The 26,153-nt window shown below is 60.0% G+C and carries 22 protein-coding genes and 4 tRNA genes; 24 read left to right on the forward strand and 2 right to left on the reverse strand.

Going from position 1 to position 26,153, the window contains the following annotated elements:
- Positions 1 to 21: 21 nt before the first annotated feature.
- The 21 genes from QFW87_RS10470 (at position 22) to QFW87_RS10570 (ending at position 22,878) form a co-directional block, all read left to right on the forward strand.
- Positions 22 to 1,233 carry an O-succinylhomoserine sulfhydrylase gene (locus tag QFW87_RS10470; protein ID WP_046047729.1) on the forward strand — a complete coding sequence of 404 codons (1,212 nt, stop codon included), beginning with the start codon at positions 22 to 24 and terminating at the stop codon, positions 1,231 to 1,233.
- Positions 1,230 to 2,006: an SDR family oxidoreductase gene (locus QFW87_RS10475; RefSeq protein WP_283190442.1), complete on the forward strand. Its 777-nt coding sequence runs from the start codon at positions 1,230 to 1,232 to the stop codon at positions 2,004 to 2,006. The genes QFW87_RS10470 and QFW87_RS10475 overlap by 4 nt, the downstream gene beginning before the upstream one ends.
- Before the next feature lie 159 nt (positions 2,007 to 2,165).
- A tRNA-Val gene (locus QFW87_RS10480) sits at positions 2,166 to 2,241 on the forward strand.
- 55 nt (positions 2,242 to 2,296) lie between these two features.
- Positions 2,297 to 2,373: transfer RNA gene (locus tag QFW87_RS10485), tRNA-Asp, on the forward strand.
- A 92-nt stretch (positions 2,374 to 2,465) separates the two neighbouring features.
- A tRNA-Asp gene (locus QFW87_RS10490) sits at positions 2,466 to 2,542 on the forward strand.
- A 393-nt stretch (positions 2,543 to 2,935) separates the two neighbouring features.
- Complete coding sequence (locus QFW87_RS10495) at positions 2,936 to 3,445, forward strand: sigma-70 family RNA polymerase sigma factor (RefSeq protein ID WP_008145604.1); 510 nt, start codon at positions 2,936 to 2,938, stop codon at positions 3,443 to 3,445.
- Entirely contained in the window at positions 3,442 to 4,392 is a 951-nt protein-coding gene (locus QFW87_RS10500) for a FecR domain-containing protein (protein ID WP_283183843.1), read from the forward strand. The genes QFW87_RS10495 and QFW87_RS10500 overlap by 4 nt, the downstream gene beginning before the upstream one ends.
- A 67-nt stretch (positions 4,393 to 4,459) precedes the next feature.
- Entirely contained in the window at positions 4,460 to 6,883 is a 2,424-nt protein-coding gene (locus QFW87_RS10505) for a TonB-dependent receptor (RefSeq protein WP_283190443.1), read from the forward strand.
- A gap of 355 nt (positions 6,884 to 7,238) precedes the next feature.
- Positions 7,239 to 8,615: a diaminobutyrate--2-oxoglutarate transaminase gene (locus QFW87_RS10510; protein WP_283190898.1), complete on the forward strand. Its 1,377-nt coding sequence runs from the start codon at positions 7,239 to 7,241 to the stop codon at positions 8,613 to 8,615.
- Between the two features lie 211 nt (positions 8,616 to 8,826).
- On the forward strand, positions 8,827 to 10,611 hold the full coding sequence (locus QFW87_RS10515) for an IucA/IucC family protein (protein WP_283190444.1): 1,785 nt from the start codon (positions 8,827 to 8,829) through the stop codon (positions 10,609 to 10,611).
- Positions 10,604 to 11,809 carry a type III PLP-dependent enzyme gene (locus tag QFW87_RS10520; protein ID WP_283190445.1) on the forward strand — a complete coding sequence of 402 codons (1,206 nt, stop codon included), beginning with the start codon at positions 10,604 to 10,606 and terminating at the stop codon, positions 11,807 to 11,809. The genes QFW87_RS10515 and QFW87_RS10520 overlap by 8 nt, the downstream gene beginning before the upstream one ends.
- Before the next feature lie 2 nt (positions 11,810 to 11,811).
- Positions 11,812 to 13,239 carry a DHA2 family efflux MFS transporter permease subunit gene (locus QFW87_RS10525; protein WP_283190899.1) on the forward strand — a complete coding sequence of 476 codons (1,428 nt, stop codon included), beginning with the start codon at positions 11,812 to 11,814 and terminating at the stop codon, positions 13,237 to 13,239.
- Between the two features lie 19 nt (positions 13,240 to 13,258).
- Positions 13,259 to 15,130: an IucA/IucC family protein gene (locus tag QFW87_RS10530; protein WP_283190446.1), complete on the forward strand. Its 1,872-nt coding sequence runs from the start codon at positions 13,259 to 13,261 to the stop codon at positions 15,128 to 15,130.
- Positions 15,124 to 15,897 (forward strand): aldolase/citrate lyase family protein, encoded by a 774-nt coding sequence (locus QFW87_RS10535; protein ID WP_283190447.1) that lies wholly within the window; start codon positions 15,124 to 15,126, stop codon positions 15,895 to 15,897. The genes QFW87_RS10530 and QFW87_RS10535 overlap by 7 nt, the downstream gene beginning before the upstream one ends.
- Positions 15,898 to 15,901: 4 nt before the next feature.
- Entirely contained in the window at positions 15,902 to 17,749 is a 1,848-nt protein-coding gene (locus QFW87_RS10540; protein ID WP_283190448.1) for an IucA/IucC family protein, read from the forward strand.
- Positions 17,739 to 18,662, forward strand: coding sequence for an iron-siderophore ABC transporter substrate-binding protein (locus QFW87_RS10545; protein WP_283190449.1), 924 nt, complete (start codon positions 17,739 to 17,741; stop codon positions 18,660 to 18,662). Before QFW87_RS10540 ends, QFW87_RS10545 begins: the two co-directional genes overlap by 11 nt.
- Entirely contained in the window at positions 18,659 to 19,648 is a 990-nt protein-coding gene (locus QFW87_RS10550; protein WP_283190450.1) for an iron ABC transporter permease, read from the forward strand. The genes QFW87_RS10545 and QFW87_RS10550 overlap by 4 nt, the downstream gene beginning before the upstream one ends.
- Positions 19,641 to 20,672 (forward strand): iron ABC transporter permease, encoded by a 1,032-nt coding sequence (locus tag QFW87_RS10555; RefSeq protein ID WP_283190451.1) that lies wholly within the window; start codon positions 19,641 to 19,643, stop codon positions 20,670 to 20,672. Before QFW87_RS10550 ends, QFW87_RS10555 begins: the two co-directional genes overlap by 8 nt.
- A gap of 12 nt (positions 20,673 to 20,684) precedes the next feature.
- Entirely contained in the window at positions 20,685 to 21,476 is a 792-nt protein-coding gene (locus QFW87_RS10560; RefSeq protein WP_283190452.1) for an ABC transporter ATP-binding protein, read from the forward strand.
- Entirely contained in the window at positions 21,473 to 22,255 is a 783-nt protein-coding gene (locus QFW87_RS10565; RefSeq protein WP_283183854.1) for an IucA/IucC family C-terminal-domain containing protein, read from the forward strand. The genes QFW87_RS10560 and QFW87_RS10565 overlap by 4 nt, the downstream gene beginning before the upstream one ends.
- Positions 22,246 to 22,878 (forward strand): RraA family protein, encoded by a 633-nt coding sequence (locus QFW87_RS10570; protein ID WP_283183855.1) that lies wholly within the window; start codon positions 22,246 to 22,248, stop codon positions 22,876 to 22,878. Before QFW87_RS10565 ends, QFW87_RS10570 begins: the two co-directional genes overlap by 10 nt.
- A gap of 61 nt (positions 22,879 to 22,939) precedes the next feature.
- On the opposite strand, the gene QFW87_RS10575 is transcribed toward QFW87_RS10570, so the two are convergent.
- On the reverse strand, positions 22,940 to 24,223 hold the full coding sequence (locus QFW87_RS10575; protein ID WP_283190453.1) for an FAD-binding oxidoreductase: 1,284 nt from the start codon (positions 24,221 to 24,223) through the stop codon (positions 22,940 to 22,942).
- Positions 24,224 to 24,406: 183 nt separating this feature from the next.
- Between QFW87_RS10575 and QFW87_RS10580 the strand changes: the two genes are divergently transcribed.
- Positions 24,407 to 24,483: transfer RNA gene (locus tag QFW87_RS10580), tRNA-Val, on the forward strand.
- A gap of 413 nt (positions 24,484 to 24,896) precedes the next feature.
- Complete coding sequence (locus QFW87_RS10585) at positions 24,897 to 25,091, forward strand: hypothetical protein (RefSeq protein ID WP_111452631.1); 195 nt, start codon at positions 24,897 to 24,899, stop codon at positions 25,089 to 25,091.
- Between the two features lie 330 nt (positions 25,092 to 25,421).
- Here QFW87_RS10585 and QFW87_RS10590 read toward each other — a convergent pair whose 3' ends face one another.
- Complete coding sequence (locus QFW87_RS10590; protein ID WP_283190454.1) at positions 25,422 to 25,904, reverse strand: hypothetical protein; 483 nt, start codon at positions 25,902 to 25,904, stop codon at positions 25,422 to 25,424.
- 44 nt (positions 25,905 to 25,948) lie between these two features.
- Here QFW87_RS10590 and QFW87_RS10595 point away from each other — a divergent pair, with 44 nt between their 5' ends.
- Positions 25,949 to 26,074 (forward strand): hypothetical protein, encoded by a 126-nt coding sequence (locus QFW87_RS10595; protein WP_283190967.1) that lies wholly within the window; start codon positions 25,949 to 25,951, stop codon positions 26,072 to 26,074.
- Positions 26,075 to 26,153 lie beyond the last annotated feature (79 nt).

Here is a 26,153-nt window from a genome sequence, read left to right on the forward strand (position 1 = left end):
AGCAAGGCAAGGAGTGACAGCATGAGTCAGGATTGGGATGCCGGTCGGCTGGACAGCGACCTCGAAGGCGTAGCGTTCGACACCCTGGCCGTACGCGCCGGTCAGCACCGCACGCCGGAAGGCGAACACGGTGACCCGATGTTCTTCACTTCCAGCTACGTATTCCGTACCGCTGCTGATGCGGCGGCACGCTTTGCCGGTGAAGTGCCGGGTAACGTTTACTCGCGCTACACCAACCCGACCGTGCGCGCGTTCGAAGAGCGCATTGCCGCACTGGAAAGCGCCGAGCAAGCCGTGGCCACGGCGACCGGCATGGCCGCGATCATGGCGGTGGTGATGAGCCTCTGCAGCGCTGGTGATCACGTACTGGTGTCGCGCAGCGTGTTCGGTTCGACCATCAGCCTGTTCGAAAAGTACTTCAAGCGCTTCGGCATCGAAGTCGATTACGTGCCCTTGGCGGATTTATCCGGTTGGGATGCGGCGATCAAGGCCAACACTAAATTGCTGTTCGTCGAATCGCCGTCCAACCCGCTGGCTGAACTGGTGGACATCGCCGAGTTATCGAAAATCGCTCACGCCAAAGGCGCGATGCTGGTGGTCGACAACTGCTTCTGCACCCCTGCGTTGCAGCAGCCGCTGAAGATGGGCGCGGACATCGTCGTGCACTCGGCGACCAAGTTCATCGACGGCCAGGGCCGTTGCATGGGCGGTGTTGTGGCCGGTCGCAGCGAACAGATGAAAGAAGTCGTCGGTTTCCTGCGGACTGCCGGGCCGACCCTGAGCCCGTTCAACGCCTGGATCTTCCTCAAGGGCCTGGAAACCTTGAGCCTGCGCATGAAGGCTCACTGCGCCAATGCCCAGCAACTGGCCGAATGGCTGGAGCAGCAGGAAGGTATCGAGAAAGTCCATTACGCCGGTCTCAAAAGCCATCCGCAGCACGAGTTGGCCCTGCGTCAGCAGAAAGGCTTTGGTGCGGTCGTCAGTTTCGAGGTCAAGGGCGGCAAAGAGGGCGCCTGGCGCTTTATCGATGCGACCCGTCTGATTTCCATCACCGCCAACCTCGGTGACAGCAAAACCACCATTACGCACCCGAGCACTACCTCCCACGGCCGTCTGGCGCCGCAAGAGCGTGAAGCAGCGGGAATTCGTGACAGTCTGATCCGCATCGCGGTCGGTCTGGAAGACGTGGCAGACCTGCAAGCCGATCTGGCGCGCGGGTTGGCTGCCTTGTGATCGAGTTGTCCACGCCGACCACTGGCACCAACGGCCGCGTTGCACTGGTCACGGGTGCTGCGCGGGGCATTGGTCTGGGGATCTCGGCCTGGCTGATCAGCGAAGGCTGGCAAGTGGTGCTGACTGATCTTGATCGGGTACGCGGTTCGAAAGTGGCGAAGGTGCTCGGCGACAACGCCTGGTTCATCGCCATGGACGTCTCGAACGAAGGGCAGGTGGCATTGGGCGTCGCCGAAGTGCTGGGGCAGTTCGGGCGTCTGGATGCGCTGGTGTGCAACGCGGCGGTTGCCGATCCGCACAACATCACCCTTGAAAGCCTTGATCTGGTGTACTGGAATCGGGTGCTGGCGGTGAATCTCAGTGGGCCGATGCTGCTGGCCAAGCACTGTGCGCCGTACCTGCGCGCTCACAGCGGCGCAATCGTCAACCTGGCTTCGACCCGCGCCGGGCAGTCGGAGCCCGACACCGAGGCTTATGCGGCGAGCAAGGGCGGCCTGTTGGCCCTGACTCACGCCTTGGCAATCAGCCTCGGGCCGGAAATCCGCGTCAATGCAGTCAGCCCGGGTTGGATCGATGCGCGGGATCCGTCCGCACGTCGTGCCGAACCACTGACTGATGCCGACCATGCACAGCATCCGGCGGGCAGGGTAGGTACGGTCGAGGACGTGGCGGCGATGGTCGCCTGGCTGTTGTCGAAGAACGCCGGTTTCGTCACGGGCCAGGAGTTCGTGGTCGATGGCGGCATGACCAAGAAGATGATTTACAGCGAGTAATCCGAGCGGGGGCCGCGACAGCGGCGGCTTGAGGTTGCAGGCGGCCGTGGGCAGCGCTGCGGGAAATGACATGATTTTGTCTTTTTCAGAAAAACTTCAAGCGGGGTATTGACTTAGCTTCGGTACCTGCGTAAATTTCGCGGCCTCGGAGATGCAAACGGGTGATTAGCTCAGCTGGGAGAGCGTCTGCCTTACAAGCAGAATGTCGGCGGTTCGATCCCGTCATCACCCACCACTTCCGAGAGTCTTGCGAAAGCAAGATGGAAGCTTTTAAAAGCCTCCACCGACGCGCAGCGGTAGTTCAGTCGGTTAGAATACCGGCCTGTCACGCCGGGGGTCGCGGGTTCGAGTCCCGTCCGCTGCGCCATATTTTCCGAGTCAGGTTTATTCTGGTTCGAGATTGAAAGCCTCGAAGCTTTCAGTCAGACGAGTTACTTGGACGCAAGTCCAAAGCGATACGCAGCGGTAGTTCAGTCGGTTAGAATACCGGCCTGTCACGCCGGGGGTCGCGGGTTCGAGTCCCGTCCGCTGCGCCATATCTGCCTCAAGGCCCACTGAACGCCTTGAAGCTACGAAGAAAGCTGCTGGTAAAGCCAGTGTCTACTTCGAGTCGATAGCAAAGACCCTGGTCGAAAGACCGGGGTTTTTTGTGTCTGCGATTTGGCTTTTCTCTCCTGCTCCCCGCAACCATGGGTATCCGCATCTGCCGGCCAAATGCGGCCGTGTGTCGAATTGTTACTCCTCTCGATGATTTCCCTCAATAACGCTCAGCCCTGATCAACCGGTGGCTGCGTGGCAGAAACACCTGTCTTTCATTTGCATATTCAGTTTTTCCTGGGGGCAAAACGCATAAAGCGCTTGGTTTGAAGTATCAACACTAATTAGAATGAGTCGCATTTAAAATATTTCTTCGCGCAGGGTTCCTTTAGATGAGTGATGCAGCGATGCCGGCGGCGCAAACCTTCCACGACCTGTACCGCGACCATCGTGGCTGGCTCGAAAGCTGGTTGAGGCGACGCATGAGCAATGGCCATGATGCGGCGGACTTGAGCCAGGATACGTTCGTGCGTTTACTCGCCAGCTCCCAGCACATCGCTGACCTGCAAGAACCCCGCGCTTATCTGGCGACAGTCGGCAAGCGACTGCTCACCAATTTCTATAAGCGCCGCAGCCTGGAGCAAGCCTACCTCAGTGCGCTGGCGCTGCTGCCTGAAGACTGCGTGCCGTCGCCCGAGCAGCGTTGGTTGCTGCTGGAAACCCTGCAAGCCCTGGACGAATTGCTCGATGGATTGCCGACGGCGGTGCGACGAGCGTTTCTCTGGAGCCAGTTGGAGGGTTTGGGTTATCACGAGATTGCTGAACGCCTGCAAGTCTCGGAGCGCACGATCAAGCGCTACATGGCGCAAGCCTATGAACATTGCCTGCTGGTGGAATTGTGATCGGTTCGACACCTTCGGCTGAAGCCCGGCAAGTTGTGCGGGCTGCCGCTCAATGGCTGGCGCTCATGGAATCAGGCGCCGCCAATGAACGCGATCGTGCCAATCTGCAGCACTGGCGTGACAGCCATCCCAGTCACGAACAGGCCTGGCAGAAAGCCCAACTCTTGCGCCAACGCTTTGCCGACCTGCCGTCGGCACTGGCCATGGCCAGCCTGGATCGGCCGCAGACGAGTCGGCGCACGGTGCTCAAGCGCGCCGTCGGGGCGGTCGCACTGGTGCCAACCGCCTGGCTGATCAGCCGGCAGCTACCTCTGGACGTCTGGCGCGCTGACTTGCGAACCGCGACCGGGGAGGGCAAAAAAGTCCAGTTGGCCGATGGCAGCTCGCTGCAATTGAACACCGCGAGTGCCGTCGATATCGACCTGAAGAATCGCCGGCTGACACTGGTGGAAGGCGAAATAGCGCTGAATGTGCCCGGTACATCGCCGCTGACGATCCAGACGCACTTCGGGCAAGTGGTCGTCAGTCAGAGCGAAGTGTGCGTTCGTCAGGGGCAGACGGGGTGCAAGGTGTCAGTGCTTAAAGGCGCTGTGCAGTTGCAGCCTTTGCGCGGGCCGGTCTTTTCATTGCGCGCAGGCCAGCAAGTCAGCCTTCAGGCGATGGGTGCCGGACGCGTCGAACCTTTCGATGTGCTTGCCCCAGGCTGGCGCGACGGCGTGTTGATGGCGCAGAACCAGCCCCTGGGCGATTTTCTGCGCGAAGTCAGCACCTATCGTTCGGGATTGTTGCGCTGGGAACCGGAACTCGAATCCCTGCGCGTCACCGGCAGTTTCCGTCTGGAAGACACCGATCGCATCCTGACGTTGCTGGCGGCCAGCTTGCCGCTGGAGGTGCATAGGCGAACCCGCTACTGGGTTACGTTGCTGCCGCGCAAAAATAGTGTCTGAGGCCTGTCCCCTTTTTTCGCGTCGCTTGTCATTCAAGGCAAGTGAAACGAAATCAGAGAGATTCTCAATGCCCGTAGTGATGCCCTGCAGTACGCGTCTGGGTTCTTCCAGGCTGCGCCCGTTGTTGCACTTGAGTCTGTTACTGAGTCTGAGTGCTTGTCCGTCGTTCATCACTGCCGGTTGGGCCGAAGACGCGCCTCGACGCAGTTATCAGGTGCCGGCAGGAAGCCTCAGCGCAGCGCTGACCCGTTTCGCCGGGTTGGCCGGGGTCAATCTGTCAGTGGACCCGGCACTGGTGGGCAGTCGCACCAGCCCAGGACTTTCCGGCGAATACGCGGTCGAGGAGGGCTTTGCCCGACTGCTGCAGGGTTCCGGTCTGCAACTGCAGCCGGTGGGCGAAGAGGCGTACATCCTGACGCCAGCGCCGGAAGGCAGCAGCCTGCAACTGGGCGCCACCTCGATTCTCGGTGCCATTGATCCGGTGGACGGCGATCCGTATGCCGGCGGCCAGGTCGCGCGCCGTGGTTCGCAAGGCTTGCTGGGCTCGAAAGACTTTATGGAAACGCCGTTCAGCATGACCACCTACACCAGTGAGGTGGTCAAAAACCAGCAGGCGCGTACCTTGGGCGACCTGATCGCCAACGATCCTTCGGTTCGCGCCACCAACCCGGCGGGTGGGCGCTATGAGCAGTTCACCATTCGAGGGTTGAGCCTGTTCAACAGTGATGTTGCCTATAACGGTCTCTACGGCGTCCTGCCGACCTATACGATCGACATGGAGATGGCTGACCGCGTCGACGTCCTCAAAGGCCCGAGCCAGCTCATCAACGGCATCTCGCCGCGGGGCAGCGTGGGTGGCGGGATCAACGTGGTGCCCAAGCGCGCGACCGACAAGCCCATCACTTCGTTCACCGGTATGTACGCTTCCGACAGCCAGGTCGGTGGTGCCGTGGATGTTGGCCGGCGCTTTGGTGAAGACAACAAGTTCGGTCTTCGTTTCAATGGCGTGAAGCAGTCCGGCGACACCGAATGGGATCACCAGAATGTCGACCGCGAGATGGCCGTCCTGGGCCTGGATTTTCGCGGTGAACGCCTGCGACTCTCGACGGACATCGGGCGCACCGAACGTGATACCGACGCACCGCAGGAGCGCGTACAGGTTGGCCCTAACGCGCAGGTTCCGCATGCCAGCGATGTGCGCCGCAACTATGCGCAACCCTGGAGCAAGGCGAGTACCAACGACACTTTCGGCACTGTGAATGCTGAATACGATGTCAGTGATTCCGTCATGCTGTATGGCGGTGTGGGCGCGCGCAAAAGTAACCATGACTTCCTCCGACATGCCGTTTCGGTCACCAACAACGCTGGCAATTTCAGCGTTCAACCGCGTGACTTCACCCGTGACGAAAATGTCCGGACGGCCACGGCGGGAGTGCGCAACTGGTTCCATACCGGCCCGGTAAGCCATGAAGTCAACCTGGCAGCCAGCTATTACTACATGGACTTCGAAAATGGCGGCGCCCGTTATGCTGCGGCCAACAGCAACATTTATAACCCCGTTGAAACACCAACGCCTGTCAGACCCACGCGACAGGATTCGGAGGTCTATACCGAAAACCGCTCCAGCGGTGTGGCGTTGTCCGACACCCTGGGTTTCTTCGATGACCGGCTGCTGCTGACCCTCGGCGCCCGCTGGCAGCGCGTGAAGGTTGACGACTGGACCGATAACGTCAGAGGCGACACCGCCTACGACGAGGAAAAGGTTTCGCCGTCGGGCGGCATCCTGTTCAAGGCAACCGATAAGCTGTCGCTGTATGCCAACTACATGGAAGGCCTGAGCCAGGGCAAGATCGCACCGTCGACCTCGGTGAACGAGGACGAGATCTTCCCGCCGTTCATCAGCCGCCAGGTCGAGGTCGGTGCCAAGTATGACGCTGGTGCGTTCGCCGTCACCGCCGCTGTGTTCCGGATCAAGCAGCCGGCTTACGAGACCAATGCCACGACGCGCGTCTTTGGCCCGAACGGCAAGCGTGAGAACACGGGTGTGGAACTGAGTGTGTTCGGTGAACCGCTCGATGGTTTCCGTTTGCTCGGCGGTGTCATGTACATCGACAGCGAATTGAGTAACACCACCAATGGCACCTTCGACGGCAACCGGGCACCGGCCACGCCGAAATACAACGTCAACCTGGGCGCCGAGTGGGACGTACCGACCGTGCAGGGCCTGACCCTGACCAGCCGCGGCATCTATTCCAGCTCGCAGTACCTGGACCAGTCCAACAACAAGGAAATCGACTCCTGGGAGCGTTTCGACGTGGGCGCACGCTATGCGTTCAAGGTCGAGGAAAAGAACATCACCCTGCGTGCCAATGTCGAGAACGTGGCGGACAAGCGCTACTGGAGTTCGGCCGGGGCCTCGGATGACAGCGAGCCTGGCTTGACGCTGTCGACCCCGCGCACCTACCTCCTTTCGGCGACCGTCGACTTCTGATTCACCTGTGTCATGCGCCCCAGGGACCGGGGCGCCATCGTTGGACCATGACCTGATTCGTATAGAGGAAGGACATATGCACACCATCAGTTAATGAACGATCGAGACACTTGCGTATAAGTCGCTATCTATCCGTAGCCTATATCGAAGTTGTCAGTTTCATTACAAGATCATGGCTAGATCATGGCGCTTCCGGAGTTTATACCAGGTTTATTAACTTGGTTTTTTGCGTGTCTGATGGTTTTTAAAATAGTTCAAATAGCTATATGTAAATTTCCAAATGGGTTGTAAGAATTAGTTGCAACAACTTGTTAATGAGAATAAGTTGCATATCGAATTTAACGAGGGTGAAGCGATGTTGAATGATGGCGTATTGCACTCTAATCCTTTGCAAAAAACCAATGCCGACTATTTGGCTCGACAAAGCAAGTTCGAATCTAATGTACGCAGTTATCCACGCAAGTTACCGCTGGCCATCGCCAAGGCGCACGGGCTCTGGGTGACCGATGTCGAGGGCAATACGTACCTCGACTGTCTGGCCGGCGCCGGTACTTTGGCCCTGGGGCACAATCACCCGGCCATCATGGCCAGCCTCGACAGCTTCCTCGCCTCAGGCCTGCCGATGCACACCTTGGACCTGACCACCGCGGTCAAGGACGCCTTTAGCGAAACCTTGCTCAGCCTGTTGCCGAACCAGGGCCGTGATTACTGCTTGCAGTTTTGCGGGCCATCCGGGGCGGATGCGGTGGAGGCCGCGCTGAAATTGGCCAAGACCTTCACCGGGCGCAACAACATCATCAGTTTCTCCGGGGCCTACCATGGCATGACCCACGGCGCCCTGGCCCTGACCGGCAACACCGCGCCGAAAAATGCCATCGCCAGCCTGATGCCCGGGGTGCAGTTCATGCCGTACCCCCACGAATACCGTTGCCCGCTGGGCATTGGCGGTGAGGCCGGGGTCGAGGCCTTGACCCACTACTTCACCCAGTTCATCGAAGACGTCGAAAGCGGCGTGTCACTGCCGGCGGCGGTGATCCTTGAAGCGGTGCAGGGTGAGGGCGGGGTCAACTGTGCCCCGGCGAGCTGGCTGCGGGCGATCCGCGAGGTAACGCGCAAGCACGGCATCCTGCTGATCCTCGACGAAGTGCAGACCGGTTTCGCCCGCACCGGCAAGATGTTTGCCTTCGAACACGCCGACATCGAGCCGGACCTGATCGTTATGTCCAAAGCGGTCGGTGGCGGTTTGCCCATGGCAGTGTTGGGCATCCGTCGTGAATTCGACGCCTGGGAGCCAGGCAATCACGCCGGCACCTTCCGCGGCAATCAGATGGCCATGGCCGCCGGGCTGGCCACGTTGCAGGTACTGCAACAGCAAAACCTCGCCGCCCAGGCCGAGCGTCGTGGCCAGTGGCTCAAGGACCGACTGGTCGAGTTGCAGGCGCATTATCCGGCCCTCGGCCAAGTGCGCGGTCGCGGCCTCATGCTGGGCATAGAGATCGTCGACGAGCGCCAGCCGGCTGATCGCCACGGGCATTTCCCGATGGACCCGGCGCTGGCCGTGGCCATCCAGCAACAGTGCTTCAAACAAGGCCTGTTGCTGGAGCGCGGCGGGCGTAAGGGCAATGTCATCCGCTTGTTGCCGCCATTGATTATCGACGATGAACAATGCCAACAAGTGATCCAGCGTTTTGATAACGCGATGGCTGCAGCGTTATTGCAGTTGCGCCCTTGAATGAATCAATCGAAGTTGCGTTGGCAGTCCGCCGAATTGCAGTTTGATGACAGCGCTGCAGGTAACTTTGATGGTCGTCTGGTTGTTTAAAAAGGTTCAGTGAAGTGATGTCGTTACATGGGGTTTCGTCGGCCGTTAAACAGGTCGATCAGCAACTAATTTTTCGCCATATAACGTGTCCAGTGGCCTCGCGGGCTACTGTGGAGCACCCATGAATCATCCAGATCGCAGTGTTTTATCGAATATGGTCAGTGAGTTGGCGACGACGCGTGCGTTGCTTAATTGTTTGATCAAAGAGTTCGCCCTGCCGGAAAACTGCCTCAGTTACAGTTGGCCGACGCAGATGCAAGGTATCGCCCCGGGCAGTTACCTCGAGGGGCTGGAATGGAAGGGCATTCCCCTGACCATCAACCTGCCCAACCAGCAGCAGTTCTTTGTGATGGTGGACCGCCGTGATGGTCTGGGCAGTCACCGTTACCTGTCGGATGTTTATGCCCGGCGTGGCGAGGGCGACTGGTCGTGCCTGAGGTTTACCGAGTTCGTCGAGCAGTTGCTCGCGGCGTGCGAACACATGACCCGCGCCAGTAACGACGAGTTGCTGGATCAGGTGTTGCAAAGCCAGTTGCTGACCGCGGCCATCGTCGGCCACAACATGGACGGCCAGCACCCGGCACCGCTCAGCGGTTACCTCGCCAGCGAGCAGGGCTTGTGGTTCGGTCATCCGAACCACCCGGCACCCAAGGCGCGGCTGTGGCCAGCTCATCTGGCCCAGGAAACCTACGCCCCGGAATTCCAGGCCCGCACGCCATTACACCTGTTCGAGGTGCCGCTGGAAGGATTGAACGTCGGGGCCAACGGCCTGAGCAAAGCCCAAGTGCTGGCCGGTTTTGCCGATCAAGCGCAGGCGCGGCCAGGGCACGCGGTTATCTGCATGCACCCGGTACAGGCCCAGCTGTTCATGCAGGATGGTCGGGTTCAGCGTTTGTTGAAATCCGCGGCCATCGTCGACCTTGGCGCCACAGGGCTGATGGCCAACCCCACTGCGTCCATCCGCACCTGGTACATCGAGGGCCATGAGTTCTTTATCAAGGGCTCGCTGAACGTGCGCATCACCAACTGCGTCAGGAAAAACGCCTGGTACGAATTGGAAAGCGCACTGATGATCGACCGAGTCTTCCGTAACCTCCAATTGACCCAGCCCGAAACCCTTGGCGGGCTCTCGGTGGTGGCCGAACCGGGCAATCTGAGCTGGGCGCCGCAACAGGCCAGCGAAGCCGATAACCACTGGTTCCGCGAACAGACCGGGGCGATCCTGCGGGAGAACTTCTGCCTCGACACCGGCACCGACTGCAGCATCATGGCCGGTACGTTGTTCGCTCGCGGCCTGCATTTACCGCCGTTGGTGCATGAGTTCCTGAGCCGGTTCAACGGCAATGACATCGACGATCAAACGCTGTTGAGCTGGTTCGACGACTATCAGGCGCTGCTGCTACGGCCGGTGCTGGCGCTGTTCTTCAATCACGGCATCGTCATGGAACCGCATTTGCAGAACAGCGTGCTGGTGCATGACAACGGTCGTCCACAACGCTTGCTGCTGCGGGATTTCGAAGGGGTCAAACTGACCGACGAACTGGGTGCTTCCCGGATCGACGCAGACGTTCATCCAAGGGTGCGTGAGTCGCTGCTCTATTCCCGCCAGCAAGGCTGGAATCGCATCGTCTATTGCCTGTTCGTCAACAACTTGTCCGAGGCTGTGCTGGCCCTGAGTTGGGAACGTCCGCACCTGGCGCCGCTGATGTGGCAACGGGTGGAACAGCAATTGATCAGCATCCGCGCCGAATTGACCCGCGCTGCGCCGGAGTTGGACGCGCTGATCGCCGGTCAGCCGATTGCCTGTAAAACCAACCTGAAAGTCCGCCTGGCAGCCAAGGCTGATCGCCAGGCCAGCTACGTCAGTCTGGTGTCCCCGTGGGGCAAGGAGGCCAAGCATGGATAAGCTGCCCGCAACGGTATTGGCCGCCATCGACGAAGCCCGCCCGCAGCACGAAGACCCGCTGGCGCTGTTCATCTATGACCTGGACGCGCTGAAACAGCACGTCACGCAGGTGATGGCGGCGCTGCCCGAAGGCGTAGAGCTTTACTACGCGATCAAGGCCAACAGTGAACCGCAAATCCTGGCCGCCGTGGCGCCGTTGGTGCACGGCTTCGAGATTTCCTCCGGCGGCGAGATCGATCGTCTCCCGGCCTGCCCGACGCGCAAGCCGTTCATCTTCTCCGGCCCCGGCAAACTGGACTCCGATCTGCGTTCGGCGCTGCAACATCAGGTCGAAGCGATTCACATCGAAAGCCTGAATGAAATCGTCCGCCTGCAGCAGCTGGCACTGGAAGCGAGGCGCGTGCAAGACGTGCTGCTGCGGATCAACCCTGAACTTCCGTCGCCGCTCTCCAGCAAACTGGCGATGGCCGGCACGGCCACACCGTTCGGGATCGATGAGTCGGAACTGGCTCAGGCGGTCAGTTGGGTCGATAACGCCAGCCACCTGCGGCTCAAGGGCTTCCATGTGCATGCGATGTCTCATCAGTCGCTGGTGGAACGCCATGAACAATTGCTCGATCTGTACTTGCAGCGCTGGCCGCAATGGAAGGCGTTGTCGGCCGATCCCGCGGCGATCACTCACCTCAATGTGGGCGGTGGCATCGGCGTTAATTACCTTGGGCCGCAGCAATTCGACTGGCAGCGCTTGTGTACGCATTTGGGCCAGTCCCTCGCGGCGTGCGCCGATGCGCCCATCGTGCGCTTTGAGCCCGGTCGTTTCATCAGCGCTTTCTGCGGCTATTACGTCATTGAAGTGCTGGACAAGAAAACCAGTCACGGCAAGCACTTCCTGGTCTGTCGGGGCGGCACCCATCAGTTTCGTTTGCCGGTTGCCCAGGGCCATGATCACCCGATCATTCATCTGCCCCGGCACCCTGCAACACCGGGCGCAGTGCAACAGCAGTGGACCGTGGTGGGGCAACTCTGTACGCCCAAGGATGTGCTGAGCCGCGATTGCCCGCTCACCGGGGTGGAGATCGGCGACATGCTGGTGCTGCCGCTGGCGGGTGCCTATGGCTACAACATCTCCCATGCCGACTTCCTCTGTCATCCGCGACCGCCGCAGGTGTTTGTGCAAGAAGCCGGAGTCGCCCCGTGAGTTTGACGTTTGCCGTGCCGCGCTGGTTGGTGGTGGTCAATGTGTTGTTGGGAACGCTGACGGTCAGCCTGAACAACAGCTCGCTGAATCCGGCGTTGCCGGCGTTCATGGAAGCCTTTCAGATCGGCCCGCTGTTGGCCACCTGGATTGTGGCGGCGTTCATGGTGAGCATGGGCATGACCATGCCCCTCACCAGTTTTCTCAGCCAACGGATGGGACGCAAATCCCTGTATTTGTGGGGCGTGGCGTTGTTTGTCTGCGGCTCGCTGATGGGCGCGCTGGCCAACTCTATCGCGCTGGTGATTACCGCGCGCGTGGTGCAAGGCATCGCCAGCGGGCTGATGATTCCGCTGTCGCTGGCGATCATTTTTTCGGTGTACGCCAAGGGCGAGCGGGGCAGGGTCACCGGCCTGTGGGGCGCGGCGGTCATGCTGGCGCCGGCATTGGGGCCCTTGTGCGGGAGCCTGATGCTGGAGTGGTTCAGTTGGCGCTCGCTGTTCCTGATGAATGTGCCGATTGGCCTGCTGGCGCTGATCCTGGGTGTCGGTGTGCTTCCGGCCTCTGAAGCGGCAGAACGCAAACCTTTCGATCTGGCGGGTTACCTGTTGATCGCGACGGGCATCGGTCTGTTGATGATCGCTGTTGGCCGCCTGCGCCATGCCGAAGCCCTCATTGATCCCCTCAACCTTGGCATGCTGCTGGCGGCCATTCTGTGTCTGGTTGCGTTTGTACGACTGGAACTGAACCGGACCGCGCCGTTGCTCAACCTGCGAATCTTTGCCCTGCGCGGTTATCGCTTGAGCGTGATCATCGCGGTGGTGCAGTCGGTCGGCATGTTCGAGTGTCTGGTCCTGCTGCCGCTGCTGGTGCAAGTGGTGATGGGCTACAGCGCTATCTGGACCGGCCTGTCGCTGCTGTGCACAGCGATGTTCGCCAGCCTGTTCGGGCATCTCGGCGGCAAGTGGCTGGACCGTCACGGCCCGCGTGGCGTGGTGCTCTGGGGGCTGCTTTTGACCGGGGGCGCCACATTGGGATTGGGCGTGCTGGGGGCTGGCGCTTCAATCGGTGTGGTGTTTTTTCTGATGATGGTCCGCGGTGCCGGGCTGGGCTTGTCCTATATCCCCATCACCACCGCCGGGCTCGATGCGCTGCCTGAATCGATGGTCACTCAGGGCGCGGCGATGAACAACATTTCCCGTCGTCTCGTCTCGTCACTGGCCATCGTGATCGCCTCCCTGTGGCTGGAATTCCGCCTGACTGCCGAGACCGGGGGCGGGGTGGTTTCGATGGCCAGCTCGGGGGCGATCAGCGAGGTCTTCATGGCCACCGGCATTCTCATCCTGCTGGCATTGCCCTGTGCCTGGCGTTTTCCCGTTCACGCATCCGACGAGCCGGCCGAGGCATTGCCCTCAGCCCTCGAACACCGTTAATTCTTTCACGGACAAGGTTATGACTATGGCGACTTCTTCACAGGCAACACATCAAGCTGCGGATTCAGCGCCAGGCGTCTGGCTGGCGACGGCCGATCCCCGCCACTATCAGCAAGTGGAACAGCGCGTGGTGGGCCAGCTGCTGCAAACGCTGCTGTATGAAAACGTCCTGCCGTATCGCCATTCGCCCCTCGATGGCGGCCAGTACCGTTTTGTCGTCAGCGGCTTCGACGCGCAGCAACAACCGGTGGAGTACCACTGCAGCGGATTGCTCAGCGAAAGCTTCGAGCTGATCCGTCTCGACTATGCCAGTCTCGAACGCGTAGATGCGTTGGGTGCGCGCAGCCGGCCGCACCTTCATCAAGCATTGGCGGAGCTGCTGATCGAACTTCAGGAAAGCCCGCACCTGCCACGCTTCACCTATGAGCTTGAACAAACGATGCTCAAGGATCTGCAATCGCGCAGCCAGGGTTACCAAGCGGCAAAGCCAACCCATCAACTGGATGTCGATGCGCTGGAGCAGCACTTCATGGACGCCCACAGCTATCACCCTTGCTACAAATCGCGCATCGGTTTCTCGCTCAAGGACAACGCCCGTTACGGGCCGGAATTTGCCGCGCCCATCGCGATTGTCTGGCTGGCCGTGGCCAAATCCTGCGGGGCGATGAACATCTCGCAGCACCTGGATTACGAAGGATTTATCCAGCAGGAATTCGGATTTCAGCGCTGGCAGCAACTGGCTGAGACCCTCACCGACCACGGCAAGGCGATGGGCGATTATTGGTTGATGCCGGTGCACCCGTGGCAGTGGGAAAACGTCATCGTTCCCGTTTTCTACCCAGAACTGGTCAGCGGTGAAGTGATCTATCTGGGCACCACGGATGATCGCTATCAGGCGCAGCAATCGATCCGCACCCTGGCCAACGTCACTGAGAAAAAGCGGCCTTACGTCAAGCTCGCGCTGAGCATGACCAATACCTCCAGCACCCGAATTCTGGCCCGGCACACGGTGATGAACGGCCCGATCATCACCGACTGGTTGCAGCAGTTGATCGGCAGCGACAGCACCGCCCGTGACCTTGGCTTTGTAATACTCGGAGAAGTGGTCGGGGTCAGTTTTGACTACGATCACCTGCCCGCCACGCGGATGTCCCAGGCCTACGGCACGATGGGCACCCTGTGGCGCGAGAGCATTCACCAGTACCTGCAAGACGACGAGCAAGCGGTGCCGTTCAATGGTTTGAGCTCCGTGGACAACCGCTACGGCAGCGGTGAACAGAAGCCGTTCATCGATGCGTGGATTGCTCAATACGGCCTGCACGCCTGGACGCGCCAACTGTTGCAGGTGGCGGTGTCACCGATCATTCACATGCTGTACGCCGAAGGCATCGGCATGGAATCCCATGGGCAGAACATCGTCCTGATCGTGAAGCAGGGCTGGCCGCAACGTATTGCCCTGAAAGACTTCCATGACGGCGTGCGCTATTCACCGCAGCACTTGGGGCGCCCCGAGCTGTGTCCGACCCTGGTGCCGCTGCCCGCCAGCCACGCCAAGCTCAACCGCAATTCGTTCATCCTCACCGACGACCTGGATGCGGTCCGGGATTTTTCCTGTGATTCGTTCTTTTTCATCGCCCTGGCCGAGATGGCGATCTTCCTGCATCAGCACTATCAGCTGGAAGAAGCCTTGTTCTGGCAGATAACTGCCGAGGTGATCACCGCTTACCAGGCCGAGCATCCGCAACACCGCCCGCGTTATGCAGCGTTTGATGTCTTCGCGCCGTTTTATGAAGTGGAAGAACTGACCAAGCGCCGCCTGCTGGGCGACGGCGAACGTCGTTTCAAATCGGTGCCGAATCCGCTGCACGCCTTCCGGCCGCAATCATGCTGAGGACCAATCTGCTCAAGCAGAAGCTCAGAACAGGTGAGCCGGTCTACGGCCTGATCAGCTCGATTCCGTCGCCAGCGGCCATTGAACTGATTGCCGAGGCCGGTTTCGATTTTGTGATCATCGATATGGAACACGTGCTGATCAATCCCGAGACCGTGGAGAACATGATCCGCACCGCCGAAAGTTACGCACTGACCCCGCTGGTGCGGGTGGCCGACCTCAACCCGAAAATCCTGCTGCGCCTGCTCGATGGCGGTGCCCAGGGCATTGTGTTGCCGATGATCGAAGGCCCCGAGCCCTTGGCCGAAAGCATTCGGGCGTGCAAATACCACCCGCAGGGCACCCGCAGCCTGAATGCCGGTCGCCCCGGTGCCTTTGGCAAACACAGCCTGGCGGAGTACGTCGCGCTGGCCAATGAGCAAATCATGGTCGTGGCGATGATCGAAAGTGCCGAAGGTGTGCGGCGGGCGGCAGAGATTGCCGCGGTGCCTGGCTTGGACATGATTCTGGAAGGGGCCGCCGACTTATCGCAATCGATGGGCATGCCTTGGCAGATCGACCGGCCCGAGGTGCAGCAAGCGCTGCTCTCCAGCTGGCATGCGGCGAGTGCCGCGGGCGTGCCGTATTGCGCGATTCCACGTCAGCCGGGCGACCACGGACGGTGGTTGGCTCGCGGCGTAAAAAGCTTTGTTTTGGGTGACGAGCGTGGCATCGCTTTTCGTGCCCTCCAGGCCAGATTGGCCGCCACTTCAGCAGAAGGAAAATAATCGGATGAACTTCACCACAATGGCCGCCGACAAGGTGATGCAGGATCTGGTCGATTGTTTGCTGGCCGAACATTTTTTCGGGACCGAGCCGCTGAATCTGGTGGCGCCATCGTCATCGGCCGATCAGCCGTTTACCGGGTTGAGCGCCGAACAACGGATTTGGGAATGGCCCAGCGATCCCCAAGGTTGCATCGTCATTGCCTTGCGTCCCGGTATAACTCAGCAATGGGAGAAAGTACCGGGCACGCCGGTTTGGGCGCGACAGAATGACCAACTGACCGCGCTGTCACCCGAGGCCTTCACGACCCGGGTGTTGGCAGGGATGACCGATCGCTACCCGGACAATGAAAAAGGCTTCGCCCTGTTCCTGGATGTGCTGCGCACCAGCGTCCGGCAAACCGAATTGTCCCTGGCCCATCGGGTTGACAGCGAACGCTTGCTGGAAAAGAGCAACGCGGACTTTTTCCTGGCGATGGAGCAGTGGGCTTCGTTGCGTGATCGTCCCTATCACCCACTGGCCAAAGCCAAGCAGGGTTTGAGCGAAACCGAATACCAGCAGTATCAGGCGGAATTTGCCCGTCCGGTGGCGCTCAATTGGGTCGCGGTCGACCGCACGTTGCTGCAATGCGGCGTCGGTGTGACGGACCTGGCGCAGAGCTATCCCGCCCACTACCTGTTGCCGCCGCTGTTGCAGGCCAACTTGCAACAAGAGCTGCAGCAGCGGGGCATTGCCCAGAGCCACATCGCGTTGCCGGTTCACCCGTGGCAGTTCGAACACGTGCTGGAGGCGCAACTCGGCGACGCGTTCGCCAAGGGTGATTGCCATCGGCTGGACTTCACCGACGGTAATTTCTTCGCCACCTCGTCATTGCGCTCGATGACCCCGTGCTTCAACAGCGCCGATTACCTCAAGTTGCCGATGGCGATCTATTCGCTGGGCGCTTCGCGTTACCTGCCCGCAGTAAAAATGATCAACGGCGGCCTGAGTGAGGCGCTGCTGCGCCAGGCACTGAGCAAGGATCAAACCCTGCAACAGTCCCTGCACCTGTGCGACGAAACCAAATGGTGGGCGTTCATGCCGCCCGACGCGACGCTGTTCGACGAAGCGCCGCGTCACCTGTCGGCCATGGTTCGCGGCTATCCACCCGCGCTGCTCGAAGACCCGGACTGCCGACTGGTGCCCATGGCTGCGTTGGGCACACCGCTGCCGGGCAGCAATCAGCACTTCTTCGATGACTGGATGGGCTACCGCCAACTGCCGGCCAATGCCGCGTCGGTGATGACGCTGTTCCGCGAGTTGTGCCACAGCTTCTTCGATATCAACCTGCGAATGTTCCGCATCGGCATGCTGGGGGAAATTCACGGGCAGAACGCGGTGCTGGTGTGGAAGGCCGGTTACGCGCAGGGCTTGCTGTTGCGCGATCACGATTCGTTGCGCATCTTCGTGCCGTGGCTGGAACGCAACGGTCTGGCCGATCCGGCTTACCGGTTGAAGAAGGGGCATGCCAACACGCTGTATCACGATCGCCCTGAAGACCTGCTGTTCTGGTTGCAGACCCTGGGCATTCAGGTCAACTTCCGCGCCATCATCGATACGCTGGCTGAGGTCTACGCATTGCCGGCGACCGGGTTGTGGATGGCGATGGGCGAAGTGCTCAACGAGTTGATCGACACCATCGAGTTTGACGCCGAGGCGCGGATCACGATCAAGCACCAGTTGTTCGAAGCGCCACATTGGCCACAGAAATTGCTGCTCACCCCGATGATCGAACGCGCGGGTGGCCCTGGCAGCATGCCGTTTGGTAAAGGGCAGGTGGTCAATCCGTTTCACAGGCTCGATCGTGAAGCCTGAACCGCGATGTCATCCCTCCAGGCGCACGCTGTTGCGCCTGTCCCTGGGGGCGCTTGCCCTCAGGTTTTCCGCGCCGGCGTGGGCCGAGGCTGGCGCCGCGCCGTTGCGGGTGATCACGCTGTTTCAGGGCGCCACCGACTGCGCTGTGGTGTTGGGTGTTACCCCGTGTGGCGTGGTTGATTCCTGGAGCGAAAAACCGACCTATCGTTACTTGCGCGCTGCACTGGAGCAGGTGCCCCATGTCGGGCTGGAGACTCAGCCCAGTCTTGAGGACATCGCGCTGCTCAAACCGGACGTGATTATTGCCTCGCGCTATCGCCATGAACGCATTTCGCCGTTACTTAAGCAGATCGCCCCGGTGCTGATGCTGGAGGAAGTGTTTGAATTCAAAAAGACCCTGGCGCTGATGGGCGCTGCTTTACACCAGCAACAGAGGGCCGACGAGATTCTGAACCGATGGCAGCAACGCGTGGCACAACTGTGCGCGCAACTGCAGCAGACATTTGCCGGACGCTGGCCTCCCACGGTGTCGATTCTGGATGTCCGCGAAGACCACATTCGCAGTTACCTGCCGGCGAGTTTTCCGGGCTCCGTGCTCAGCGAACTGGGATTCAATTGGAGTGACAGCAGCCGGGAGGCGAGCGGGGTATCGATCAAACTCACCAGCAAGGAAAGCCTTGCCGTGGTGAATGCCGACATCTTTTTTGTGTTCCTGCGCGCGCAGAACGGGGCGGTGCAGCGCAACTACGAGAGCCTGGTGCAACACCCGCTGTGGAAGCAGATGCGTGCCCCGCAGCAAGGACAGGTGTGGCAGGTCGATGGCGTCGCGTGGAGTCTGTCGGGCGGGATGTTGGGGGCAAACCTGATGCTCGACGATGTGGCTCGCGTGGCCGCTGCGCAGGTGGCCTCATGAGCCCGGGAGTAAAGCTCTGCAGCGCGGGTGTCGTGTTGCTGCTGTGCTGCGTGTTGAGCCTGGCGGTCGGTGCCACCTGGATTCCACTGCCACAGATTGCCGCGGCGTTTGTCCACCCCGACCCATTGAGTATCAGTCATGTGCTGGTGACCACCACGCGCCTGTCGCGCACCTTGATGGCGATTTCCGTAGGCGCTAGCCTGGCGGTCGCGGGCGCCCTGATGCAGGCACTGACGCGCAATCCGTTGGCGTCCCCCGGATTGTTCGGGATCAACGCCGGCGCGACCTTTTTTATCATTCTGTTTTCCTCGATCTTCTCGCTGTCATCCCCGGATGCCTGGCTATGGTCGGCGTTCATTGGCGCTGCCGTGGCGGGTTGTCTGGTGTGGCTGATCGGCAACATGGGGCAAGGCAGTCTCAGTCCACTGCGCATCGTGCTGGCGGGCGCGGCGATCGCCGCGTTGTTCTCCGCCTTCAGCCAGGCGCTGCTGGTGGTGAATCAGGATGGCCTGGACACGGTGCTGTTCTGGATGGCTGGTTCGTTGTCCGAACGCAACCTGCCGAGCGCCGCACCCTTGTTGCTGACTGATGTGTTCGGGTTGTCGGGGGCGCTGTTGCTGGCCGGGCAGGTCAACGTGCTGAACGCCGGGGAAGAGATTGCCACGGGTCTGGGGCAGCGAACCGGTCTGATCCGGCTGCTGATGAGCGTGCTGGTGATTTGTCTCGCGGGCAGCGCGGTGGCGTTGGCCGGCAGCATTGGTTTCATCGGTCTTCTGGTGCCGCACATGGTGCGCAAGGGGTTGTCTATCGACCATCGCTGGTTGCTGCCCGGTTGTGCGCTGCTCGGCGCCATTCTCCTGCTGTTGGCGGATACGCTGTCGCGGGTATTGATCTTGCCTCAGGAGGTGCCGGTAGGGGTGATGACGGCGCTGTTCGGCGCGCCGTTTTTCATTATGTTGGCCCGGCGTGGAGGTCGTTATGGATAGGGTGGTGACTTGGCGCCGGGGCGGGTATTCCCGGCGGGTCAACCTTTCCACGTGGTTGCGGTTGGCGGCGGCGCTGGTGCTGACGGTGCTGGTGATGCTCGGCTCGTTGTCGCTGGGGAAAGTCAACCTTTCGCCCCTTGAGGTGATGCGAATTCTGTTTTCCAGCCAGGACGCCAGCCTGACGTTGATCGTCGAGCAACTGCGTTTTCCACGCATTGTGCTGGCGGCGCTGGTGGGGGCTGCGTTGTCGGTGTCGGGGCTGATCCTGCAAAGCATCATCCGCAACCCGCTGGCATCGCCCGACCTGCTGGGCATCACCAGCGGTGCAAGCGCCGCCGCCGTGCTTTACCTGTCGTTCTTGTCCGCGACGCTGGGCCAACAGTTTCTGCCCCTGGCCGCGATGCTCGGTGCGGCTCTGGCAACATTGGCCATTTACCTGCTGGCCTGGAAGCAGGGGGCCTCACCGCTGCGGCTGGTGCTGATCGGTGTGGGCGTCTCGGCGATGTTGACGGCCGCGACCACCTTCATTCTGGTGTTCAGTCCGCTGACCACCACCCTGTCTGCCTACGTTTGGCTGACCGGGAGCGTGTACGGCGCCAGTTGGCCCGAACCGCTGGCGCTGGCGGGCTGGTTGTTGGGCATTTGTCCGCTGCTGGTGCTGCTGGCCCGTCAGGTGATGGTGCAACAGTTGGATGACAACCTGGCACAGGGCATCGGCGTGCGCGTGCAATGGCTGCGGGCCGGTTTGTTGCTGGTGAGTGTGGCGTTGGCCGGTGCGGCCATTGCCTGGGGTGGGGCGATCGCGTTTGTCGGGCTGATTGCGCCGCATATTGCCAAACGCCTGGTGGCCCCTGGTTTCGCTGGGCAGGCCGTGATGGCAGCCCTGATTGGCGCAAACCTGGTGATGCTGGCGGACCTGGTCGGGCGCACGCTGTTTTTGCCCCTGGATCTACCGGCCGGGATCTTTGTCGCGGTGCTGGGCACGCCCTTTTTTCTCTACTTATTGATTAAACAGCGTCATTAAGGAATTCAACGTATGACGTCGATTGCAAGTCGCGGCCTGACCCTGAGTTATCAGCGCCAGGTGATTATTGACGCGCTGGACATGCAACTGCCCAAGGGCAAGATCTCGGTGCTGATTGGCAGTAACGGCTGCGGTAAAAGTACCTTGCTCAAATCCTTTGCCCGATTGCTGAAACCGCAGCAAGGCTCGGTGATTCTCAACGGCGTGGATATCCAGCAAAAATCCACGGCGGCGGTGGCGCGTGAGTTGGCCATCCTGCCTCAGACACCGACGGCGCCCGAGGGCATTACCGTTCGCCAACTCGTGGCCCTGGGCCGGTACCCTTATCAGAGCTGGATGCAACAGTGGTCGGCCGAGGATGAAGCCATGGTCAATCGCGCCCTGTCGCAGACCAGTTTGCAGGCGCTGGCGGATCGGCCGGTGGATGCCTTGTCCGGTGGGCAGCGCCAGCGTGCGTGGATCGCCATGACCCTGGCCCAGGACACCGGCATCGTGCTACTGGATGAGCCGACGACCTTCCTCGACCTGGCTCACCAGATTGAAGTGCTGGACCTGCTGCGCGACCTCAACCGGCTCGAAAACAAAACCATCATCATGGTGCTTCACGACCTCAACCTGGCCTGTCGTTATGCCGATCATATGGTTGCGGTACATGAACGTACGGCATTTGCCCAAGGCCGCCCTGAGGACGTCTTGACCCAGGCGCTGGTCAAAACCGTGTTCGATCTCAACTGCAGGATTATTCCTGACCCTTTCTTTGGTACGCCGATGTGCATCCCGTTTGGTCGGGAATTGCCGCAATGAATCTGGCTCACCACTTCACCGCGCAAGAATGGAACGTGCTGGGCGGTGGGTTGCGTCTGAAGGACTGCGCCGAACGTGACCCATTACGCTCGCTGATGGCGCGTGACCTGTTGCAGGAAGATGTGTGCGAGCGTTTGCTGGACGCATTGAGCCCGGTCATTGGCTCACCGTCGCGGGCGATCACGGCCTCACTGCTAGGCAAGCGCCTGTCGTTCCTGGCAACCGGCGCCTGTTTGTACGCCATGTCGGTGTACGACAAAGGACTGCTGCTGTCCCTGGATAACACGGTGATCGAATACGGCCACGATGAAGGGCTGTGGACGTCTTCGATGCCGCTGGTTCATTCCCTGCCGCTGACGTACGAGGCAGGTGAGCGCGAGACCTGGCGGGAAACCCTGGTGCAGGCATTGTTTGCCGGGCTGTTGAAGCCGCTGTGGCAAACCTTCAACCGTGTGAGTGGCGTTTCACGGCGCATCTTGTGGGAAAACACCGCCGTACGCGTGTATTCGTTGTATGAAAAACGCATGGCAAAAATCGACGAACCGTCGGTGCGCGAGCGCTATGAAGCGGACTTCAGGTGGTTGCTCACCCAGGCAGAACCTGCGCTGTTCGGCCTCGATTACAACCCGCTGAGCCATTTCCGCCGACCGCCGACACTGCTCGATGAGGGGCAGCGCAGCATTCGCTTTCGGCGAACCTGCTGCTTCTATTACCTGGCTACTGAGCCCGCTGAATATTGTTCGACCTGCCCATTGCTACGTCCGGGGAAATGCCGATGAGTGATCAGATCAACCCTCGCCATCAGCTCGTCACCCCGGAGTTACTCAACGCCTACCGGTCGATCCCTTCATCAACCATCGGCCATTTTTCTGATCAGGGTTTCCTGCGGGGGATCAAGCCGCTGTTCAACGACATCCGCATGGTCGGTAATGTCGTCACCGTCAAAGTCTTCCCACCGGATGGCAGCATTTTGCGTGAAGCACTGTTGCTGAGTGAGCCGGGTGACGTGCTGGTGATCGAATGTGTGGGCGACGAGGAGTGTGGCTGCTGGGGTGAACTGCGCACCCTGGCCGGGCTGATCAAAGGGTTGGCCGGGGTGGTGGTATCGGGTGCGGTCACGGATGTCGGCGCATTGCGTCGCCATGGGTTGCCGATCTTTTGCCGGGACGTCAGTGCGTACACGACTCGCGGCATTGGCGCCCATGGGGAAGTCAATCAGTCGATCAATGTGGGCGGGGTTCGGGTGCAGCCGGGGGACCTGGCCATTGGTGATGATGACGGTGTCTTCATCCTCGATGCCCAGCGTGCGGCCGAGCTGCTTCCCGAGCTCTTGGCCAAAGAGGAAATGGACCAGCAGCGCAGGGCCGAGTTCTTGCAGAGGCTCAATCAGCGAAGGGGCTGACTTCCCGAGCTGAAATGAAAAGGGGCAACTGTGCAGTTGCCCCTTTTTTGCATCTAATCGGTCAGAAGCCGAGTTTGTCGCGCAGTCCGTAATACCAGGCGCCCAACGCAGCGAACGGTGTGCGCAGCAGTTGTCCGCCGGGGAACGGGTAGTGGGGCAGGTCGGCAAACGCATCGAAACGCTCAGCCTGGCCACGTAATGCTTCAGCCAACACCTTGCCCGCCAGGTGCGTGTACGTCACGCCATGGCCGCTGCAACCCTGGGAATAGTAGATGTTGTCGCCCAGGCGTCCGACCTGGGGAAGACGCGACAAGGTCAGCAGGAAATTGCCGGTCCAGGCGTAATCGATCTTCACGTCCTTGAGCTGCGGGAAGGCCTTGAGCATCTTCGGCCGAATTATCGCCTCGATGTTCGCCGGATCCCGCGCGCCATACACCACGCCACCGCCGAAGACCAGGCGCTTGTCGCCAGTCAAACGGTAGTAGTCGAGCAGGTAGTTGCAGTCCTCGACGCAGTAATCCTGCGGCAACAGGCTCTTGGCCAATGCTTCGCTCAAGGGTTCAGTGGTGATCACCTGAGTCCCGCAGGGCATCGATTTGGCGGCCAGTTCCGGCACCAGATTACCGAGATACGCATTGCCCGCCACGATGATGAACTTGGCTCTGACCTTGCCCTGAGGCGTATGCACCACCGGACTCGCGCCGCGCTCGATGCGCACCGCCGGCGATTGCTCATAAATAGTTCCGCCCAACGACTCCACAGCTGCGGCTTCGCCCAATACCAGGTTAAGTGGATGAATGTGCCCGCCGCTCATGTCGAGCATGCCGCCGACGTATTGATCGCAAGCGACCACTTCACGGATGCGACGCTGATCCATCAGTTCAAGCTGCGTGTGACCGAACCGCTCCCACAGACGCTTCTGGGATTCCAGATGGCCCATGTGCTTGGCGGTAATGGCGGCGAATACGCCACCGTCCTTCAAGTCGCACTGGATATTATATTTGGCAACCCGCTCACGAATGATCCGCCCACCTTCGAATGCCATCTGCCCCAGCAACTGAGCCTGCTTGGGACCGACACTGCGCTCGATCACATCGATGTCGCGGCTATAACTGTTAACGATCTGGCCACCGTTACGCCCCGACGCACCAAAACCTACCTTCGCGGCCTCAAGCACCGTAACCCGGAAACCGTTTTCCAGCAGAAACAGGGCAGAGGACAGACCGGTGTAACCGGCACCGATCACACAGACATCAGACTCTACGTCATCCTGCAAGGCCGGGCGCGGCGGAACCGCATTGGCCGATGCGGCGTAATAGGATTCCGGGTAGGGGGTGTTCGCCATCCTGCAGCCTCTGTTTAATATATTTTACGAGTGCATCGATCCTACCCGAGATAAAAATCGACCGCCAGCCACCGTAAAATCTTCTTTGCAGCGGCAAAATTAAATATTTTGCATATTCATAGGGTTAGCTCGAAAAAAGGTGTTGACACCCCTCCGGAATTCCGTAGAATGCCGCCTCACAGCAGGCACGTAGCTCAGTTGGTTAGAGCACCACCTTGACATGGTGGGGGTCGTTGGTTCGAGTCCAATCGCGCCTACCAAACAAAATCCGCTCTGCTGGGCGGTCTAGAAGGGCTCACCGAAAGGTGGGCCCTTTTTTGTTGTCTGCGATTTGCAAAACTTTTGCAAAACCCCACTCAAACGCCAGCTCGGCGCCCACCTCCAGATACTCGACCTTCTTTTCGTCGTGTCTTCACTTTGCTGGTGGCCGCCGTAGCGCGGGTGGTGTCGTAGGGGAATGGGCGCGTGACAATGCAGGGGTATGATCGCAATCACGATCGTGATCGTGACGATAGAGCGACTGAGTGCGCAGGCCATCGGCTAGCGAGAGACGGCGGTGACAGGCGCTCCTCGGGCCCAATGATCACCCGGTTTGCCGATTAGCTTCAGCGGCACGGGTTGCCAGTGATTCAGGCGTAAGATAGCGGTGCTACCTCATCAAAAGGAGCCGCATATGATCGCCGACCAAATGAACAAGCCGGTATCTGAGGATAGAGCTGTTTGGGATCAATACTTCTGCGCTGCGTTGATTGCGGAAAGCAATCTGACGGCACCGGTTGTAGGAGGGGCTACTCATGAAGACAGGCAGAACCTGTTGATTGAAAGGGCCAAAGCTCTCGCCGACAAGATGATGGAAAACAGAAAATAACCAGAGCCCAGCCATCGCGCTGGGCTCTTCACATCTGGATCTCGGCATCATTGCAGCGCTTGCTGTCAGGCAGGGCAGAGGCATGGGTTTGGTCGCCTTTAACACCGAGAACCTCAAATACCTTCCAGCGTTTTCAAAAATGCTTGGATGTGTCTGGCCGCCTCTTCAGGCGCAACCTGAAGCAGGCAGTGCGGTGCTTCGATTTCAATGATTCGTGTATCACCGTTCATTGAAGAGACCCGCGTAGACGCTGTCCCGGGAACCACCGAATCATGCTTAGCGCGAAGGTAAATAGTCGGTACGCTGACTTGGGCGAGCTTGGCGGATACGTCAACGGTAAGAACCGATCGTAGTCGTGAACGCATTACCGAAGGGCTCACTTGAGTGATGGCCTGGCGTAGCGCTGCGCGCAGGGCGCTCGTGGAAAACCGGCCGAGCAATACTTTGCTGATCCATCCGACAGGCGCAAGGCAGTGCGCCGAGCAAAAAACTCAAGTGACTGAATATTGGTCTTGGATTGCGTGCGAATGTGCCGCACAGCACGAGTCCCAGCTGCTGGGGCGGTTGCCTGGCGCTCAGGGAAATAGCGATCGGTCCCGAGAAGGATTCACCCAGCAGTACGAATGGGCGGTCGGTCGGCAGCGACTCTCGGACCAGCGACTCCAGCGCTGTGTAGCTCAGCGGAATATTGGGGGGATAGGTGATGATTAGCGTATCGAATTCGCGCTCCATGCTGGATGCAAAGGCTGCGAACAATTCACCTGTTCCATCCATTCCAGGTAGCAGAACCAGCGTGGGAGTTGATCGATTCATGTGTTCCGTCCTTGCCTGCGAATCGTTGGCGTCGGCCCAGCGTTATGACCAGTGATATCGCCGGCCAGATGGAAGGCCCGCAGCGCAAGACGATGCTGGTGCTGCAACAGGTGATGATGATGGGTGAGTTAGCGGTCAATCGCGTACTGGATAACCACAAGCCTGGGTAGTCGCCAGGCACTGTAACGAGGGGATTGCCCCCTCGTTACAAATGTTGCATGAAGAGCATGAATCACTACTGGCGTGGTT

The organism is Pseudomonas sp. PMCC200344, from assembly GCF_030053095.1.
In the GTDB taxonomy this organism is placed as follows: Bacteria; Pseudomonadota; Gammaproteobacteria; order Pseudomonadales; family Pseudomonadaceae; genus Aquipseudomonas; species Aquipseudomonas svalbardensis.

Coding starts and splice junctions, on each gene's coding strand:
- QFW87_RS10470 (WP_046047729.1), top strand. CDS start 22: ATGAGTCAGGATTGGGATGCCGGTCGGCTGGACAGCGACCTCGAAGGC.
- QFW87_RS10495 (WP_008145604.1), top strand. CDS start 2,936: ATGAGTGATGCAGCGATGCCGGCGGCGCAAACCTTCCACGACCTGTAC.
- QFW87_RS10505 (WP_283190443.1), top strand. CDS start 4,460: ATGCCCGTAGTGATGCCCTGCAGTACGCGTCTGGGTTCTTCCAGGCTG.
- QFW87_RS10510 (WP_283190898.1), top strand. CDS start 7,239: ATGTTGAATGATGGCGTATTGCACTCTAATCCTTTGCAAAAAACCAAT.
- QFW87_RS10515 (WP_283190444.1), top strand. CDS start 8,827: ATGAATCATCCAGATCGCAGTGTTTTATCGAATATGGTCAGTGAGTTG.
- QFW87_RS10520 (WP_283190445.1), top strand. CDS start 10,604: ATGGATAAGCTGCCCGCAACGGTATTGGCCGCCATCGACGAAGCCCGC.
- QFW87_RS10530 (WP_283190446.1), top strand. CDS start 13,259: ATGACTATGGCGACTTCTTCACAGGCAACACATCAAGCTGCGGATTCA.
- QFW87_RS10535 (WP_283190447.1), top strand. CDS start 15,124: ATGCTGAGGACCAATCTGCTCAAGCAGAAGCTCAGAACAGGTGAGCCG.
- QFW87_RS10540 (WP_283190448.1), top strand. CDS start 15,902: ATGAACTTCACCACAATGGCCGCCGACAAGGTGATGCAGGATCTGGTC.
- QFW87_RS10550 (WP_283190450.1), top strand. CDS start 18,659: ATGAGCCCGGGAGTAAAGCTCTGCAGCGCGGGTGTCGTGTTGCTGCTG.
- QFW87_RS10555 (WP_283190451.1), top strand. CDS start 19,641: ATGGATAGGGTGGTGACTTGGCGCCGGGGCGGGTATTCCCGGCGGGTC.
- QFW87_RS10560 (WP_283190452.1), top strand. CDS start 20,685: ATGACGTCGATTGCAAGTCGCGGCCTGACCCTGAGTTATCAGCGCCAG.
- QFW87_RS10565 (WP_283183854.1), top strand. CDS start 21,473: ATGAATCTGGCTCACCACTTCACCGCGCAAGAATGGAACGTGCTGGGC.
- QFW87_RS10570 (WP_283183855.1), top strand. CDS start 22,246: ATGCCGATGAGTGATCAGATCAACCCTCGCCATCAGCTCGTCACCCCG.
- QFW87_RS10575 (WP_283190453.1), bottom strand. CDS start 24,223: ATGGCGAACACCCCCTACCCGGAATCCTATTACGCCGCATCGGCCAAT.
- QFW87_RS10585 (WP_111452631.1), top strand. CDS start 24,897: ATGATCGCCGACCAAATGAACAAGCCGGTATCTGAGGATAGAGCTGTT.
- QFW87_RS10590 (WP_283190454.1), bottom strand. CDS start 25,904: ATGAATCGATCAACTCCCACGCTGGTTCTGCTACCTGGAATGGATGGA.
- QFW87_RS10595 (WP_283190967.1), top strand. CDS start 25,949: ATGACCAGTGATATCGCCGGCCAGATGGAAGGCCCGCAGCGCAAGACG.